This window comes from Roseburia sp. AM51-8, assembly GCF_003478275.1.
GTDB lineage: Bacteria > Bacillota > Clostridia > Lachnospirales > Lachnospiraceae > Pararoseburia > Pararoseburia lenta.
Map to the genome: position 1 here is coordinate 366860 of NZ_QUEY01000003.1, position 16559 is coordinate 383418.

The following is a 16559-nucleotide window of genomic DNA, read 5'->3' on the forward strand; positions in this document are numbered from 1 at the left end:
CATGAAACGAACGATTGACTATCAGATCACAAGAGCAGATGAAGGTATACGCATCGAGCAATTTTTAAGGCGGCAGGGCTTCTCCGGTCAGAATCTGACACTCATCAAGCGCATGCCTCAAAACATCCTGCTCAACGGTCAATTTGTCTATATGAAGGACAATGTCCATGCCGGCGACCACTTGCGCGTCCAGATCAATGAGGAGGCTTCTTCTGAAAAGATCCCTCCCGTAGACCTGCCACTGGATATTATCTATGAGGATGAGGATATCATTGTTCTCAACAAGGCAGCCGGCATGCCCATTCATCCTTCCATGGCAAATTACGAGAATTCACTTGCAAACGCTTTGGCATATTACTATGAGAAACAGGGCAAGCCTTTTATTTTCCGATGTACCAACCGTCTGGATCGCGACACATCCGGTCTTACCATCGTTGCAAAGCATTTAGTAGCATCCAGTATCCTGTCCGATGCTGTGGCAAAAAAGGAGGTGCGACGGGAATATCTTGCCATTTGCAGTGGCATCCCGGATCCCACCACCGGCACCATTGATGCTCCCCTTGCCCGGGTAGACGGAACCATCCTTGCAAGAGAGGTCGATTTTTCGTGTGGCGATCGTGCCATCACCCATTATAAAGTCGAAAAGGCACTAAACGATCACGCCCTTGTCTCCCTGCAACTGGAAACCGGTCGCACACACCAGATCCGCGTACATATGAAATACATCGGGTATCCTCTGATCGGCGATTATCTCTACAATCCCGATATGCGCTATATGAAGCGGCAGGCACTCCATTCCTATCGCATGTCCTTTATTCATCCGATCACAAAGGAACCTATGACCTTTACCGCAGCTCTGCCACAGGATATGGAGGATGCACTTATTTGTCTTTGTCCAGACAGGTTATAACGCTTTTCTACTTGTTTTGTGCTACAATCATGACAATAGTAGGTTGATTTTACAAGGAGTATTCACATGAAAAAAGAATTTAAAGAGGCATTGGAGGACTCTCCCATCATTGCAGCCATCAAAGATGATGCAGGACTTACCCGCTGTCTGGACTGTGACAGCCAGATCATCTTCATTCTTTACGGCGATATCATTACCATCCCTTCCATCGTAGAAAAGGTAAAAGGCAGTGGCAAACTGGCATTTGTACACATGGATCTGATTCAGGGGCTGAGTTCCAAAGAAGCAGCCGTTGACTATATCTCCAAATTTACCAAAGCTGACGGCATCATTTCCACGAAAGCCCCCCTGATTTCCAGAGCCAAGGATTTGGGCTTGTGTACCATTATGCGTTTCTTTTTTATCGATTCCATGGCATATGACAGCATTGAGAAACAATTAAAAAACACAAAGCCTGACGTTATAGAGGTCTTGCCCGGGCCAATGCCAAGTGTCGTCCGCCGCATCCGCAAAATGAACCACCAGCCGCTGATCTCCAGCGGTCTGATCAGTGAAAAGGAAGACGTCTACGCACTTATCGATGCCGGTGCAACTGCTATTTCAACCACCAATCAAGATGTATGGTTTTATAGATATAAGATAGGAGAATCATATGAAAAGAATCAAACAATTTGAGCGCACCGACCGGGATATTACCAATGCTCTCTTACTTCTGCTGGAAAAGAACCGTTTTGAAAAAATCACTGTGGCTCAGATTATTGAAGAAGCCGGGATCAACCGCTCTACCTTTTATCAGCACTTCAGCGATAAATACGAGATCGTTGAGCGTCTGCAGACCAAGTACCTGGATGAATTTGTCGCTGTGGCACAGTCTGTCGGCGCCATGGATAATCCGGATCTCAATGATTATGCTATCGCACTGCAGGCCTATTTTCAAAAAAACCGCTCCATTTTGAAAAAGATTTTTTCCATACAGTCTAGTTCTCTTCCGCTCAAAGACCGGATCCGTCAATATCTGGAAGAGATGTTGGGGAAAAATCTTCATCAGATTTCACCTTTAGAAGCCAGTCTCTTCGCCGGAATGACCATAGATTATATGCTCTACTATCTGAATCTGGATTCCTGCCTTGACACAGATTTTATCAATCTCTTTTTCCAGACTTTTTATAATATGGCAAAAAACTTCTTCCGCCTGGAGTCACCCGAGTCAGAAGAAGCCTTTCAAAATCTTTTACAGAACTATTCATCCCGTCACTTTTCTGTAGCTGACAAACCTGTCTAAGCCTGTGTTTTGTATTTTTCAAAAAAAGCTATGGTATCGCGCAGAACTTCACGGCTTTCTTCCGTGCCACGTCCTGCTGTTGCAAAGGCATGAAAGCAGTCCGGATAAGACTTATACTGACAAGGGCTGCCCTGTTTTTCCAACTTGTCCACAATTATCTTCTGATCCACTGCCAAAGACTCCGATTCATCCCAGGCTAAGAGCACCGGACAAAAGCCATGCAAATCATCCAGATACGGGTTGGCATACACATTATCCAGATCCTTTTCTTCCAAAAGCATATCTTTCAGTGTTTCCAAGCCGTCCGGCGTCACTGTAAAGTCTTTATTGCCCTCAAAATGACGATCAATGCGCCCAGCGAAATCAATCGGTGCAGAATATGGTACAATGCCTGCCGGTTTCTTAACCTCCTCATCACGACACTTCATCATGGTTGTAATACATAGGTAGGCACCTCCTGATTCCCCGATCAGGAAAATCGGTGTATTCTTGTGTTCCTCCAAAACTCCCTGATAAAAAGCAAAGGCATCATCCACAGCCGCCGGGAATCTATTTTCCGGAGCCAGCCGGTAATCCAGTGTATAGACATCCCGCTTCGTTTCTGCCGCCAGCATAGAGGCATAACCTCTGGACGAAAAGGCATTACCACAGATCAACCCGCCGCCATGGATATAGATAATGATATAGTCATCTTTCTTTTGCTCCGGTCGATTGATCTCTCCGGTCACTCCACCGTAGGTAACCGGAAGGAACTCTATGCCTGGTTCTGCCGGCATGCGTTTTTGCGCTGCGAAGACCACTTCACGCAAATTCAAAGGATCCATCTTTCCGTCAAATTTTGGTGCAAAGCCTTTCTCCATCATCATCTTCATTCCTGTTTTTAATGTTTCCATTTCTTGACTTGCCATCATTGACCTCCTAAAAATTATTTTTTCTAGGATTAATATAATAGGTTCTATGACATCTTCTCACCATTAAAAAAGCATTTATGTGTGTTTATCATACACTTTGTTGTTTTTGTATGTTTAAATACATAGAAAAAATGTGCCTTTTATACAAAAAATCCGACAGCCGGGCAATATCACATGCCACATCTGTCGGATTCCATTTCATATTTATTTCCCAGACTTATGCTTTCTCTACTGCACTTTCTGCCGGCTCATCACCCTTGAACACTACCTTCAAAAGGATTGGGGTGATCAGCGTGGTGACAATAACGACCAGAATGATCGGTGCAAACAGATCTTCGCTGATCAGTCCGACCTGACGTCCTTTTTCTGCAACGATCAGGCAACCTCACCTCGGGAAATCATACCAACACCTGTCTGCAAAGACTCTTTCCATGTAAACTTGCAGACCTTTGCGCCAAGTCCGCATCCTACCATCTTGGAAATGATAGCGATAAGTGTCAGGATCACTGCAAACAGCCATATCTTTAAGGTCATACCACCAAGGGTAACCTTTAAACCTACACTGGCAAAGAAGATACATGAGAAGAATACAGTTGATACATCGTGGATCTTGACATCAACATAATCTCTGATCTTTGACTGGCATAACATAACACCGGCAAAGTATGCACCGGTAATATCCGCGATACCAAAACCGATCTCTGATACATAGGCTAAGATAAAGCAGAATGCAATGGCAAAGATCGCCACACGTCTCTTGTGGTCATTTTTTTCGATCGCAAACTCCAGACGGCTGGTAACCATAAAGAGGATCAGGATCAATACAAAGTATAATACAATCTTGATCAATACGGTTGTTGGCTTTACGGAAGTATCCTTCATGCTGGAAACAACAGCCAGAACGACCATACCCAGGATATCATCGATAATGGCTGCACCCAAGATCGTCATACCGACCTTGCCGGACAATCTGCCCATTTCTCGCAGAGTTTCTACCGTGATACTAACGGAAGTCGCCGTCAGTACAACACCGACAAACAGACTCTGTAACATCTGATCGTAATTGCTCAGATCCTCGCCAAAGTAAAGTGCATAACCGATCATACCACCGATCAGAGGTACAATAACACCGATCAATGCCGTAACAAAAGAGGCTCCGATATTGGCCTTTAATTCCTTTAAGTCTGTATCCAGACCTGCGGAGAACATAAGGAAAATAACGCCCATCTCTGCCACATATGTAAGCAGTGTACCGGTATCGCCCTCCATAGACATAAGTCCCAGTGCAGAAGGTCCTAAGATCACACCTGCCAAGAGTGCTCCTACAACCTCCGGCAAATGTACTGCCTTACACAGCAGTCCCAATACTTTTGTCGAAATTAAAATCAAAGCAATCCAAAGTAAAAATTCGTAATTCATAACGCTCACCTTTTCTTTCTTTCATTTTATATATTTGTAAAACCATATGGTTTCCTTTGAACCGCAATTATTTTACTCCTATCATATTCCTAATGCAAGCGTTTATGGGTTTTTCCACACCTTGATGAATTCGCCTCTTATTCCCATAATCTTACTGCCTAGTAGTGCAATAATTTTTCAAATAAATCTTCTCTTTCTTTGGTAAGATCACTGTTGTGAAATTCGATTTTTCCTTGTCTTCCGGTCGCTTCCCGCAAAAGGCCGTCCACAGCAAGCCGTCTGCGCATTTCCCGCGCTGTCCCGGCACCGCCGTCAAAGATCTCCACCTGATCGCCAACGATCCGTTCGATGACCTTGCGCACAAAAGGATAGTGGGTGCATCCCAAAACGACCGCATCCAGATTCTTTTGATAGGGTTCCAACAGATCGCGCAGGAAACCATAGAGTTCCGGGCTGTCAATATTGCCCGCTTCCACAAAATCCATAAGTCCCGGACAGGCAAGCGGCATCACGTTAGCATGACCGCCAAATTTTTCAATCAAATGATGCAGTTTTTCTTCCCGGATCGTGATCGGTGTCGCCATCACAAGGATATTGCCCTGAGGATACTTTTCTGCTGCCGGTTTGACTGCCGGCTCGATCCCTACCAGCGGCAGTTCCGGGTACATGAGGCGCAAGACGCGCACCGCCGCACTGGTAGCCGTATTGCAGGCGATCACAACGCCCTTGGCTCCCATTTTCATAAAATCTTCTGTATGTGCAATGGTGAGTTCGCGCACTTTTTCTGTACTCTTTGTCCCATACGGTGCATTCTTAGAATCACCAAAATAATAAAAATCTTCTTCCGGCATCGTTTTGATCAGTTCACGCAAAACACTGACTCCACCCATGCCAGAGTCAAACACCGCGATCGGTGCTTCTCTTTTATCCATCATCTGCCCCTTTTCTGTCTGCTTTTCCCAGACTACAAGATATAAATGTAAAAAGCCTTGATCCATATCGAATCAAGGCTTTTCTTAAGAGCGGGTGATGGGAATCGAACCCACGTATTCAGCTTGGAAGGCTGATGTTCTACCATTGAACTACACCCGCAGATGCCCAGTTCCGGAATCGAACCAGAGACACGAGGATTTTCAGTCCTCTGCTCTACCAACTGAGCTAACTGGGCTCGTCGTTTCACAACAACAAGTTGATTTTATCGAAAATCCCCCTGCCTGTCAAGAACTTTTTCGATATCTGACAGGCGGGAAAATCATCATCCCAGACTAAGATGGCATGCGGCTTTCGTGACAGGTAAAGTAAACGATCTGCCGCTCCTTTGCTATGTCAGCAAGAAGTTTTAAGGCATGCGTAATCTTTTGCTGGTCTAAATTGGTAAAAGGATCATCCAGTACGATCACCGGCTGTTCCTTATGATACAAGACATCCACCAGGGCAAATCTGGCACAAAGCCTACCAGATCCTGATAGCCATGGCTCAAATAATCACTGGAATGGGTGCTTCCCTGACTCAGCACCTGCACGGACAGATCCATGGTAATATCAAAATCCATATCCTTGACGGAGTCCTTATATTTATCATCCAGAATCGCCATATAGTGTTCCATGCCCTGACGCAAAGGCCGCATATAAGTAGACAGGAATTGCTCCTTGGCGATCTTTAAATATTCTTCGGTCTTGGTAAGCAGGTCTACCTTGCGGTCGCACTCTGCCTTTTCCTCCAGAAGTACATCACGACGGTTCTCCGCATCTTCAATGCCGTCCAACTCGACTGACAACTGGTGCAGCGACTCTCGATCCTGTGTGATGCCCTTTTGCATATCCTTGATCTCCTCATCGATCTGTACCTGTTTCTCCTGTAACTGCTCGACAGAAAGCGCGATCTCCTCTACCTGATTATCCTCGGCAAATGCCTGGATCTTTTCCTGCAAACTAGCGATCTCTTCCTGTAACTGACCATAACGCTGCCGTTTGCTCCAGATCAGATGCAGTTGTTCCTGCAGGGAAGTTCCTTCTTCCAACGGAAATCTGCCCAGATATTTTTCCAAAAGCCGCTTCTGTTCCTCCATGGTCAGACGGATCAATTCCAACTGCTTACGGCAGTGAATGTATTCCTCATAGGCATTTTTATCTTTCTTCAACTGTTCTAAAAGGTCTGCCTCATTGCCCTCATGGTAAAGATCCATGTGATATACCTGGGCATATCGGTCTAATATAGTATAAAGTTCCATGCGCAGATCAGCCATTTCCTCTACGGCATCTGTTGTCTGCGCTGTCGCCTGATGCTCCTCATCCCGCAGGCGCACATAATGATCCAGATTAACACGTATCTCATAAACCATCTGCTGCATGCTGTCTGCCGGTGTCAGTTTAAAATCGGCCAAAAATGCTTTACAACGGATTGCTAAGACTTCTCTTGTTTCCCGGCTCTGTGCCAGTGCCTCCGCAGCCTCTGCGAGTTGTCCCTGCAAGTCTTCCTGCTTGTTGCGATGTAAAGATCGTATTCTGCCGATCTGCATAATAGCGGCTACTCCTGTCGCTGCTGCGCCGACAAAGCAAAGAATCTGATAGATCGTACTGCCGTCTGCTTCCGGGGCAAGGATCCGGAAAGAAAATCCTCCCAGGAGTAAGGCTGCAAATAAAATAAAAAGCACTAGAACCCCTGCCGTCTTGCCCGCTGTCCTGCCGGTCTTTTGTGCCATATCCACACGTGCCTTGATGTTTCGATAATTCTCATCCTGCTCCACGATACGACCATCCAGACGCGACAGTTCCACAACGTCCTTTTCTATCTGGGATAATTCTTCCTCCGTCGGAACCTTATTGGCAAAGAAGTATTTTAACTGATCTAACTGTGCCGTTGCCTCCTCAGACAACTTGGAGTGTTCTCCCTGCATCCGCAATTCCTGCACGCGGACAGACATATCCTTCCACTTGGAAAGATCCTCCTCATCCGGTACTTGGTCCCCAAAGAGGTCTTCCCACTTCTTGATCTGCTGCTCCGGCGGCAATTTGATCGCTAGGTCTTTCTCTGTCCGCCGGCTCATGTCATACTGACGCTCCACATCTTCCAGTTTTGCGTGTTCTTCCTCACTTGGCAATCCGGTCGCAAAGAAATCATCCAGGACATTCATTTCTTCCTGCTGTTTTTCCAAAAATTCTTTTTGCTGGCGATATGCCCCCATATCCTGCTCGCGCTTGCTCTGCGTGCGGATGGCTTCCGTGATACGGTTCTTTTCTGCCTCCATCCAATTTAAGGACTTTTTCTTTTCCTCTAACTTGTCAAACTGCTTGCGGTAGCCGTCTAAGATCGCCGCCTTCTTATCGATCACTTCACTGCATCTGCTGATCTCTTCCTTGATGACATTGATCTTGCCGTTGTTGACCTTGCTCCGCCTGGTATAATTTTTACGCACTTCACTGACACGGTTCAAAGCCTCATCAAAATTGTTGATATCGTCCTTTGCCGATGCCAGATTTCCCATCTTGGCATTCAGACTGTCCGTCATCGCCGTCGATACCGATGCCTGCGGGATAAAGATACTTTTTTCAAAAGAATCCCGATCTACCTGAAAGAGTTCCTCACCCAAATTCTGTGAAAAATCGTCACAGGCTGCCCCGGTATTGGTATCGATCAGAGTAAAGGTGTCATCCTTATCCGTCTTGCCAAAACTACGCTCGACCCGATAGCGCTTGCCTTCTGCCTCAAAGATCAGATAACCGCCACAGACACCGCCATCCCAAGGCATATAATGCTTGCGCTCGGTCAGCATCTTGGTGCGTGCCGAATAGTCCATGCCGTAGAACATGGCTTTCAAAAACACACTAAAGGTCGTCTTTCCCCAGCCATTTTCCTGACACAGGGCATTCATGCCGTCAGAAAAATCGTAAGACCATTCTTTGATTGTCCCAAATCCGGTAATATAACAGGAAATTAACTTCATACTTCTATGTCCTCGCCCATAATTGCTTTCATGCCCAACTCAATAATGGCTGCTCTCTCATCTTCCGACATATGCTGTCTTTCCATCAGACGGACAAACTCTCCTTTGAGAGACTTGTCATTACGGAAACTTTCATAATCGATCTGTACCGATGTGCGATCATATACCTTGATAAAAAAGAAGTCCTGATCCAGACTGCGGCGCAGGCGCTCGCAATCAATATCCGTATCTATATTTGTCTCACCGGTCACGATGATCTTGATCAGATCCTCCGATGAGATATCTTTCACACATTCCTTGGCAGCACGGATGATCGCCGCCATATCCATCGTCGGATCGACCTCTACTTTGACTTCATGCAGCATCCTTTTTGCGATCGGCACAAATTCCGTATGGATCTTGCCCTCGGTGATATCCAAAAGGACAAAGCCCTTCTCTCCGCACTCATCAAAGCCGCGCCCTTCCAGACAACCACTGTAACAATAAACGCCGCGGTCATCCAGCCTTTCCTTTTTGTAGGAATGGATATGTCCCAAAGCAAGATAATCGATATACTTGCCCCGCAGCATGGATAGGTTTACGACCTCTGTCCGGTCATTGCCTGATAGTCCGATTCCTGCCCATGCAAAGCGACAATATTGACACGGTTCTGGTCCAGCACCAGATTCATGCCCAAGGTCTGACTGTTTTCCTTGACCAGTTCCATGCCGGTAATGACCACATCCCCATAATCATAGGATGTCCATTCGTCCGTACCAAAGAGTTTTAAGTTGGTGATATCCTCCTGCTCGGATAATTCTTCCACAAAATCCAATTGATCGTGGTTGCCCCTGATATAGCAAAAATCGATCTGCGGATGCCCCTTGATCTGCTCGATCACACGGGTCTTTGCCGTCTTTCGTACATTGGGCTTATCAAACAGATCTCCGGCGATCAGGATCACACGCACGTCCTGCTCTGCTGCATACGCCACCATACGCTCAAAAGTATCCAGCAATTCATCCCGTCGCATGCCGGCGGCTTCCCGATCCAGATTGCTTTCCATCTTGGAATCCAGATGCAGATCTGCACAATGAATTATTTTCATATTGCTACCTCATTTATAAACGTCTCATACCATGTAGATTAGTATACCACATACTCCTATGGCTTGTCTGTCAAAAATTGTCTCATTCCAGCGGTTTGAATGCTTCCATAGCCTCCCGATTGACGCGTTCTACTTCCTTTTCCAGATCCCTTGCCGAAAATCGCCTTGCCCCTTCGCCAATGACGATCATCTGCTCTCGGCGATCCGATGTTGCCACCGTCACCTCGTATTTATCCGCCATATCATGGGTCGTGCGCTCAATATAGGCATCTGCCGTCTCCGCCTCCCTGGTGTAGACTACATGGATATTATGATAATCCACCACTTCTTCCACATGACCACGCACCCGATAGGCATCGAAAACAACGATCACTTCCTGTCCCACATGTCCCTGATAATTGCACATGATATCCAGCAGTCTGCCTCTGGCTCCGTCAATGCTGGTCTTGGCGATCTCATCCAACTCTTTCCATGCAAAAATGACATTATATCCATCGACCAGAAGATATTTCTTTCTGATCGCAACCTTCTTGTCCCTGGCGTGTGCCTTTTGATAGGCTTCGCGTGCTTCCTGCATCCGGTCTTTTTTGTCTGCATCGATCACACGCTTCTCTGCGCCCGGCAATCGCCGCTTGATCTCCCCAAATTCACGGACAAAGATCTCTTCCAGATCCGACTCCAGTCCGCCGTAACCGTCATAGCCCTGGGGCTGTCCCTGCCGCATGGCTTCCGCCCTCGCCTTGGCTGCCGCAATGACCTGATCCATGCTCGCTTCCTGCTTTTTCTCATACAGATAGGACGCCATCGGCATATGCATCTTGTCCTCGACCTCGTACCAAGGCACCAGATAGCCTGCCCCGTGACCACAAAATACCGAATCACAGGTATTGCGCAGATCCTTATCCGGGTCATAGGCAATCTCTGCTACCACCTCATCCTGATTGTGGCACGGAAAATAGCCTTCCAAAGCAAGTGTCATCTGCCCTAGACCACCGGTTACCTGCGCCAGCACTGCACCGTAGTCCCGCATGAGGGCTACCGGCGCGATTCCCTGCAAGACGGCTGTCTCATTTTCTAAGATTGGTGCGTCGAACTTGCCATACATCCTGCTCATATCCGTCATAACACGTCCCAGCGCCTGCTGCGGCATCTCGATCCGCACCCGGTAATATGGCTCTAAGAGCACGCTCTGCGCCTTGCGCAGTCCCTGTCGAACTGCCCGATAGGTTGCCTGTCTAAAATCTCCGCCCTCCGTGTGTTTTTTGTGTGCCTTGCCACTCACAACAGTCAGGCGCACATCTGTAAGAGGAGATCCGGTCAAAACGCCCCGGTGTGTTCGCTCCGCAAGGTGTGTATAGATCAGGCGCTGCCAGTTCAGATCCAGGACATCCGGTGGGCAGTCCATGGCGTATTCCATGCCGCTTCCCTGCGGCAGTTCCTCGATCAGTATATGCGCCTCCGCATAATGACGCAGGGGTTCAAAATGCCCCACACCCTCTACCGCACCGCGTATCGTCTCCTTATAACGCACTTTTCCTGCACCAAAGGTAACCAGAATACCGTATCTCTTTTTCAACTGCTGCTGCAGGACTTCCGTCTGAACCGGTCCCATAAGATGCACATGCACCTGTCTTGCCCTCTCCTGCCAGGTCACACGAAGGGTCGGATCTTCCTCCTCCAACTGCCGCATATAAGATAGCAGGACATGAGGCGCACAACCTTCCGGCGGAATCACTTCATAGGAAAGTACCGGTTCTATGATCGCATGTTCTTCCCGCGCGCAGTCACCCAGTGTCATACCTGCATAAGACCGGCTCAAGCCTAAAATAACGCAAACCTCGCCTGCCTCCACCCGATCTACACACTCGTAACATTCCCCGGAATACAGGCGGATCTGGTTTACCTTTTCCAAACAGTTCTCCTCTGCTCCTTCTTCCTCGGTATCTCCGTCTGTCCCCGCAAAAGGATGGTATATGACAGGTTATCTTTGATATGCATTGCCCCGCCCAGGATCTTGAGATAAGTCAGACGGTTGCCCTTTTCGTCCCGTCCAATCTTAAAGCATCTGGCAGCAAAATCCTGCCCCCAGGACGGCTGACGCATATAGTCCTGCATGAGGCGCAAAAGTTCCTTTACTCCCTGCACTTTGAGGGCAGACCCAAATAAAACCGGAAAGATCTGTCTTTTTGCGATCGCCTCCACCAGGAGTTTCTGATCTAGGTCACCGGTATTTAAAAAAGCATCCAAGAGCGGTTCACTGCACAGGGCGATAGGTTCCTTGTCTCGATCGCTCATAGGCGCATTCCCATAAAAAGCCCCAAAGTCCATGCAGGCATCCGCTAATTTTTCCTGCAAATGAGAAAGTAATTCTTCCTTGCCTCTGTGACTCACATCCATTTTATTGATAAAAAGGATGCATGGAACATTATAATTTTGCAAAAGTTTCCACAGGGTACGCGTATGTCCCTGCACACCATCAATCCCACTGATCACGAGAATGGCATAGTCCAGTACCGACAGGGTACGCTCCATCTCCGCTGTAAAATCCGCATGTCCCGGTGTATCTAAAAGTACATATTCCGCATCTCCATACGCAAAGCGTGCCATTTTTGAAAAATGGTGATTCCACGCGCTTTCTCCATGGCATCGGTATCCAGATGGGCATCCCCATGATCTACCCGTCCCATGCTACGGATCGCCCCCGTCTCATACAAAAGGGCTTCCGATAAGGTTGTCTTTCCGGCATCCACATGTGCCAGAATACCTATGGTCAATCGTTTCATTCGCTACATTTCCTTTTCAAAATGTTGATAATCTTTTGTTCCCTTCCAATCGCCGCCCCAGGTAAAACCATGCCTTGTAAAAATCTGATAGCAGATATCCTCATGCGTGATCATGTGCGGACGAAGATTGCTTCGATCCTTATAAAGATCATACTGCAAGTAAGGGCTGGCTCCCGCCGCCGTCACATCATTTGCAGGCACATAAGGATTTTCCAGAGGGTTGATATCGATCGCCATGCCATATGCATGCTCAGATGTGACATTTGTCCCTGCGATCTTACGATAATGAAAAGCGGAGGTATTATCCTGATTGATAGAGTCGATATCAGCCTGCTCGGCATCACGCGTCGTATCGTCTCCGTAAAACCGATCGATCCGATACATGGAATGGATCTCATATCCCTCCTGAAAAAGTTCTAAAAAGATCTGTCGGCAATCCTCTGCGACCTTTGTATTCACAACGATCTCTCCCACCTGTATCTCATGCTCATAATTATAATGTAAGACCTTAAGGCAAGACAGGTCGTCGTAAGAAATATCCGGGTTATCTATATAAGATTTTCCCTTCATATCTTCTTTTTGTTCCTCAGTAAGCTGACTTGAAGTAAAATATTTGTCCGGATCATTCAGATCAAGGCTTGCCGCATCTAGAATCTGCCCTGCTTTCAGATCCTCGATGCTCTCTAAGATGGTCGTCTCCTGCCCCGCTCCGGGCGTTTCACTCTGACTTGCCGGTGCTTTTTCTTCCGACCTTTGCACCATTCCGTGCAGATATACGATGCCCAAAATCAGTACCGCCAGCATGACGATAAGGCTTCCGTAGCGTATCCGATGGGAAGTTTTTTCTTTCCGATTGTCTGCGCCTTTTTCTGCCATGCGCCGATCCCTCCTATTGCTATAAATTGCCTATTATACAAAAGAGGACCTCTTTCTATTCAGAAAGAAGTCCTCCTTACAGAAACTGCCGCAGACCGGAATCGAACCGGTACGATGTCACCACCACAGGATTTTAAGTCCTGCGCGTCTGCCAGTTCCGCCACTGCGGCCTGTTAGAGCACTTAGATGACAACAAGTGAAACGCCGTTGGCATCTTACGTGCGATACGTACTTGACCCTTAGTGAGAACGAACGCAAGTGAAGTTCGAACTTAGTAGTCAAGTGTTGTTACGAGCACTTAGATGACAACAAGTGAAACGCCGTTGGCATCTTATGTGCAATGGGTGGTGGTGGATTCGAACCACCGAAGCAAGATGCAGCAGATTTACAGTCTGTCCCCTTTGGCCACTCGGGAAACCACCCATTTCAAAACAAATTCATGTCCTGACAAAATAAGATTATAGCACAGGCTTTTTACGCACGCAAGAATTTTTTTATTCGTCGTGTGGGTCTTTCATACCATATTTTTCCAGATCGACTCTGCCATTTTCTACCACAATACCATCCGCCCGAAGTCTCCTTGCCTGCTCCTCTGGTCCATCAAAAGCAAATGCACCGGAGAGTTGTCCTTTGGCATTGACAACACGAAAACAGGGAATATGGTCCGGATCCGGGTTCTTGTGCAGGGCATTTCCGACCGCCCGGCACATTTTCTCATTGCCAGCCATCTTTGCCACCTGTGCATAAGTTGCCACATGCCCCTTTGGGATCCGCTTGACGGCTTCATATATACGCTTGGTCGGACTGTCCGTCACCAGATCATAACTTTCAGCGATCATTCGCTTGATATCGTCATCTGGTATGGTTCCATCCAGCCGTATGGTATTCCAGTGCTCTTTATTCTGATGATAGCCGGGCAGGACAGCCTCGTAAGCATCCCGCCAGAAATCCCGCCACTGGGGATCCACCTTGACATTCAAATGGATGAGTCCATCCATTTCATAAGTCCATAGAAACGCCTTTTTACTGCCCTGCACCCGCACCAACTGCCAATTCGGATCATGGAAGGGTGCTTCCTGATAAGTTCCCGGAAATGACAGCCCATAGGCTAAGGCTTCTTCTCTTGTCCTCACTTCGCCACCTGCACTTTCTTCTCTATACTTCCTGCTTAAAGACCATACCGCTATTTGCCGTTAGACTAACATGCATCATACCGTCCTTGACGGCATACTTGGTTGGCATGATCGAATATCCTTTTTCGTTGGTGAGCATCGCCTGTACCATAAAACCATCTGCCACCTCAGCCAGATAGACCGGTACATCTGCCTCTAGGGTCTCCGCGCCTACATTGACAGCCACCACATAGCGCTCCTGCTCGTTAAAACGTCCATAGGAGATAAAGTTCTTCATCCGCTTTAGGAATTTAAAGGAGCCGCGCCGCAAGGCACTGCTGCACTTATGCACCATGATCATATCCCGATGATAATCAACCAGAGGATAATCCGCCTTTCCCCACGGATAGGTACGACGGTTATCCGGGTCGGTGAAACCACACACGCCCGCCTCATCCCCATAGTATAAGGTCGGTGCTCCAGGCCAGGTCATCTGCATCAGGACTGCCACCTTATAAAGCGGTATATTGATGCCCTCGGATGCTGCCGCCACCCCCAGCGCAGAGGCTCTGCCCACCTTATGATTGGTTCTGGTCAAAAAGCGAGAATGGTCGTGATTTGACAACTGGTTCATGGCTGTATAAAGAGAGGAACCTGTAAATTTGGTCATATAATAACGCATGGCATTTTCAAACCGCTCACTGTCGCCCTGTGCTCCCGGCTCATAGGCATCACTGTGTTTCTCCATTCCAGTCACAAAATAAGAGATCGGCTCCATAAAAGCATCATAATTCATGACCGTATCCCAGGCATCGCCCCGTAACCAGGAAGACGCATCCCCATAATGCTCTGCCAAGATGATGGCATCCGGGTTTGCACTCTTGACTGCTTTACGGAAATCCCGCCAGAACTGATGGTTAAATTCCGGACTGTGCCCTAAGTCTGCCGCCACATCCAGACGCCAGCCATCCGCATTATAAGGCGGAGAAACCCATTTTTTCCCGATCTCCAAGATATAGCGGTAGAGATCCTCCGAGCCCTCGTAATTGAGTTTCGGCAGGGTATCATGCCCCCACCAGCCTCATACGTGCCATTGTCCGGCCACTGGTTTTCATCATAAAAATGAAAATAATCGTGATATGGGCTGTCTGCTGCTTCATAGGCTCCCGATGCATAGCCCTTGTCAGGGCGATAGATCTTTTCCCGGTTGAGCCATTTGTTAAAGGAACCACAATGATTAAAGACACCATCCAGAATCACACGGATGCCTCTGGCGTGTGCCTCTGCGATAAAATCCGCAAAGAACTGATTGGAGGCCTCCAGATTTTCCTTTGCCGTCACACGATTGATAAAACGACTTGCCCCGGCATTGTCCCTTGCACCTTCCGGCAGGGTCTGCCCTTGGTCTAAGACAATCTTGCCATAATGGGGATCGATATGGTCATAATCTGCAATATCATATTTGTGGTTGGAAGGAGAGACAAACAACGGGTTGAAGTAGATAACCTCTACTCCCAGACTTTTCAGATAGTATAATTTCTGCCGCACCCCTTCCAGATCTCCGCCATAGAACTCAGCCACACCAAAATCGGCATTTGGCAGCTGGTTCCAATCCCTGATCTGTCGGCTCATAGTCTTAATGTAATGGTACTCATTGTCCAGCACATCATTGGTCGGATCTCCGTTGGCAAAACGGTCGACCAGAATCTGATACATGATAGCGCCCTTTGCCCAATCCGGCGTCGCAAAGCCCGGCAGGATGCGAAAGGCATACTCCGGTCGGATCTCCTGACTCACGCCGTATTTATCAAAATAGCATTGCTCCTGCTCATTCTCCCGAATTGAAAAACAATAGGAAAACGACTGGTCTCCCAACTGCACCTGTGTCTCATAGTAATCAAAACGCTCGCCTGCCTGTGCCGGGCGCATCAGGTAATGCGTATCCTGCGCCAGCAGATAGATCTCCCTTGCATGCCCATGTGCGACACGCAGACGAATGGTGACCCGGTCGCCCGGATTTGCCTCCATAGGGATCACATACTGTCCTGTCTCATCGCTGTAAATTGCTTCTGTATTCATACTCTTATCCTCTTATCTCGCATGTTATCTTCTTTTATCATACTCAGTTTATCTTGTCTTTTCTAGGGATTTTTGTAGATTTTTCTCAAATACAGAAAAAATAAAATAGAAAGTAAAAAAGACAGCTATCAAACGCTGTCTTTTTAGGAGAAGGTAT

At 47.5% G+C, this 16559-nt stretch carries 15 protein-coding genes, 4 tRNA genes and 1 pseudogene; 3 read left to right on the forward strand and 17 right to left on the reverse strand.

The features are described 5' to 3' along the window. Nucleotide 1 precedes the first annotated feature (1 nt). The 3 genes from DW996_RS08515 to DW996_RS08525 all read left to right on the forward strand — a co-directional run bounded on the left by DW996_RS08515 (nucleotide 2) and on the right by DW996_RS08525 (nucleotide 2192). Nucleotides 2–910 carry an RluA family pseudouridine synthase gene (locus DW996_RS08515; RefSeq protein WP_118535430.1) on the forward strand — a complete coding sequence of 303 codons (909 nt, stop codon included), beginning with the start codon at nucleotides 2–4 and terminating at the stop codon, nucleotides 908–910. 66 nt (nucleotides 911–976) lie between these two features. Next, entirely contained in the window at nucleotides 977–1585 is a 609-nt protein-coding gene (locus tag DW996_RS08520) for a glycerol-3-phosphate responsive antiterminator (RefSeq protein WP_118535431.1), read from the forward strand. Further along, nucleotides 1563–2192, forward strand: coding sequence for a TetR/AcrR family transcriptional regulator (locus DW996_RS08525; RefSeq protein ID WP_118535432.1), 630 nt, complete (start codon nucleotides 1563–1565; stop codon nucleotides 2190–2192). The genes DW996_RS08520 and DW996_RS08525 overlap by 23 nt, the downstream gene beginning before the upstream one ends. On the opposite strand, the gene DW996_RS08530 is transcribed toward DW996_RS08525, so the two are convergent. From DW996_RS08530 to DW996_RS14310, 17 genes and pseudogenes are all read right to left on the reverse strand, one after another. After that, nucleotides 2189–3100: an alpha/beta hydrolase fold domain-containing protein gene (locus DW996_RS08530; protein ID WP_158573044.1), complete on the reverse strand. Its 912-nt coding sequence runs from the start codon at nucleotides 3098–3100 to the stop codon at nucleotides 2189–2191. The genes DW996_RS08525 and DW996_RS08530 overlap by 4 nt on opposite strands. A 378-nt stretch (nucleotides 3101–3478) precedes the next feature. Then, a complete protein-coding gene (locus DW996_RS08535; RefSeq protein ID WP_243098725.1) occupies nucleotides 3479–4522 on the reverse strand; it encodes a cation:proton antiporter in 1044 nt (347 codons plus the stop codon). 158 nt (nucleotides 4523–4680) lie between these two features. Next, entirely contained in the window at nucleotides 4681–5520 is an 840-nt protein-coding gene (gene murI, locus DW996_RS08540; RefSeq protein ID WP_243098726.1) for a glutamate racemase, read from the reverse strand. A gap of 23 nt (nucleotides 5521–5543) precedes the next feature. Continuing rightward, nucleotides 5544–5614, reverse strand: a tRNA-Gly gene (locus tag DW996_RS08545). A 3-nt stretch (nucleotides 5615–5617) separates the two neighbouring features. Continuing rightward, a tRNA-Phe gene (locus tag DW996_RS08550) sits at nucleotides 5618–5690 on the reverse strand. 97 nt (nucleotides 5691–5787) lie between these two features. Further along, nucleotides 5788–5943, reverse strand: coding sequence for a hypothetical protein (locus DW996_RS13015; protein ID WP_158575290.1), 156 nt, complete (start codon nucleotides 5941–5943; stop codon nucleotides 5788–5790). Continuing rightward, nucleotides 5919–8465, reverse strand: coding sequence for an AAA family ATPase (locus DW996_RS08555; protein WP_118535433.1), 2547 nt, complete (start codon nucleotides 8463–8465; stop codon nucleotides 5919–5921). Before DW996_RS08555 ends, DW996_RS13015 begins: the two co-directional genes overlap by 25 nt. Then, nucleotides 8462–9034, reverse strand: a complete 573-nt coding sequence (locus DW996_RS13370) for a metallophosphoesterase family protein (RefSeq protein ID WP_243098727.1) — start codon at nucleotides 9032–9034, stop codon at nucleotides 8462–8464. Before DW996_RS13370 ends, DW996_RS08555 begins: the two co-directional genes overlap by 4 nt. Nucleotides 9035–9042: 8 nt before the next feature. After that, nucleotides 9043–9552 carry a metallophosphoesterase family protein gene (locus DW996_RS13375; RefSeq protein ID WP_243098728.1) on the reverse strand — a complete coding sequence of 170 codons (510 nt, stop codon included), beginning with the start codon at nucleotides 9550–9552 and terminating at the stop codon, nucleotides 9043–9045. Nucleotides 9553–9634: 82 nt separating this feature from the next. Beyond that, nucleotides 9635–11464, reverse strand: a complete 1830-nt coding sequence (locus DW996_RS08565) for an NYN domain-containing protein (RefSeq protein WP_243098729.1) — start codon at nucleotides 11462–11464, stop codon at nucleotides 9635–9637. Beyond that, nucleotides 11452–12335: pseudogene (locus DW996_RS13380) on the reverse strand (GTP-binding protein). The gene DW996_RS08565 and the pseudogene DW996_RS13380 overlap by 13 nt, the downstream one beginning before the upstream one ends. A 3-nt stretch (nucleotides 12336–12338) precedes the next feature. Then, complete coding sequence (locus DW996_RS08570) at nucleotides 12339–13211, reverse strand: M15 family metallopeptidase (protein ID WP_118281498.1); 873 nt, start codon at nucleotides 13209–13211, stop codon at nucleotides 12339–12341. Between the two features lie 86 nt (nucleotides 13212–13297). Beyond that, nucleotides 13298–13381, reverse strand: a tRNA-Leu gene (locus DW996_RS08575). Between the two features lie 171 nt (nucleotides 13382–13552). Further along, a tRNA-Tyr gene (locus tag DW996_RS08580) sits at nucleotides 13553–13634 on the reverse strand. Nucleotides 13635–13705: 71 nt separating this feature from the next. Continuing rightward, nucleotides 13706–14344, reverse strand: a complete 639-nt coding sequence (locus tag DW996_RS08585) for a methylated-DNA--[protein]-cysteine S-methyltransferase (protein WP_118535434.1) — start codon at nucleotides 14342–14344, stop codon at nucleotides 13706–13708. A gap of 22 nt (nucleotides 14345–14366) precedes the next feature. Then, the gene (locus DW996_RS14305) at nucleotides 14367–15335 is read right to left on the reverse strand and encodes an alpha-amylase family glycosyl hydrolase (RefSeq protein WP_330428862.1); all 969 of its coding nucleotides are present in this window, start codon (nucleotides 15333–15335) and stop codon (nucleotides 14367–14369) included. Beyond that, on the reverse strand, nucleotides 15260–16402 hold the full coding sequence (locus DW996_RS14310) for an alpha amylase N-terminal ig-like domain-containing protein (protein ID WP_330428863.1): 1143 nt from the start codon (nucleotides 16400–16402) through the stop codon (nucleotides 15260–15262). The genes DW996_RS14305 and DW996_RS14310 overlap by 76 nt, the downstream gene beginning before the upstream one ends. Nucleotides 16403–16559 lie beyond the last annotated feature (157 nt).

Excerpts from the sequence above, each read along its gene's own strand:
- DW996_RS08515 (WP_118535430.1), top strand. The coding sequence starts at position 2 with ATGAAACGAACGATTGACTATCAGATCACAAGAGCAGATGAAGGTATA.
- DW996_RS08570 (WP_118281498.1), bottom strand. The coding sequence starts at position 13,211 with ATGGCAGAAAAAGGCGCAGACAATCGGAAAGAAAAAACTTCCCATCGG.
- DW996_RS13375 (WP_243098728.1), bottom strand. The coding sequence starts at position 9,552 with ATGAAAATAATTCATTGTGCAGATCTGCATCTGGATTCCAAGATGGAA.
- DW996_RS08520 (WP_118535431.1), top strand. The coding sequence starts at position 977 with ATGAAAAAAGAATTTAAAGAGGCATTGGAGGACTCTCCCATCATTGCA.
- DW996_RS08535 (WP_243098725.1), bottom strand. The coding sequence starts at position 4,522 with ATGAATTACGAATTTTTACTTTGGATTGCTTTGATTTTAATTTCGACA.
- DW996_RS08530 (WP_158573044.1), bottom strand. The coding sequence starts at position 3,100 with ATGGCAAGTCAAGAAATGGAAACATTAAAAACAGGAATGAAGATGATG.
- DW996_RS08525 (WP_118535432.1), top strand. The coding sequence starts at position 1,563 with ATGAAAAGAATCAAACAATTTGAGCGCACCGACCGGGATATTACCAAT.
- DW996_RS08555 (WP_118535433.1), bottom strand. The coding sequence starts at position 8,465 with ATGAAGTTAATTTCCTGTTATATTACCGGATTTGGGACAATCAAAGAA.
- DW996_RS13370 (WP_243098727.1), bottom strand. The coding sequence starts at position 9,034 with ATGCTGCGGGGCAAGTATATCGATTATCTTGCTTTGGGACATATCCAT.
- DW996_RS14310 (WP_330428863.1), bottom strand. The coding sequence starts at position 16,402 with ATGAATACAGAAGCAATTTACAGCGATGAGACAGGACAGTATGTGATC.
- murI (WP_243098726.1), bottom strand. The coding sequence starts at position 5,520 with ATGGATCAAGGCTTTTTACATTTATATCTTGTAGTCTGGGAAAAGCAG.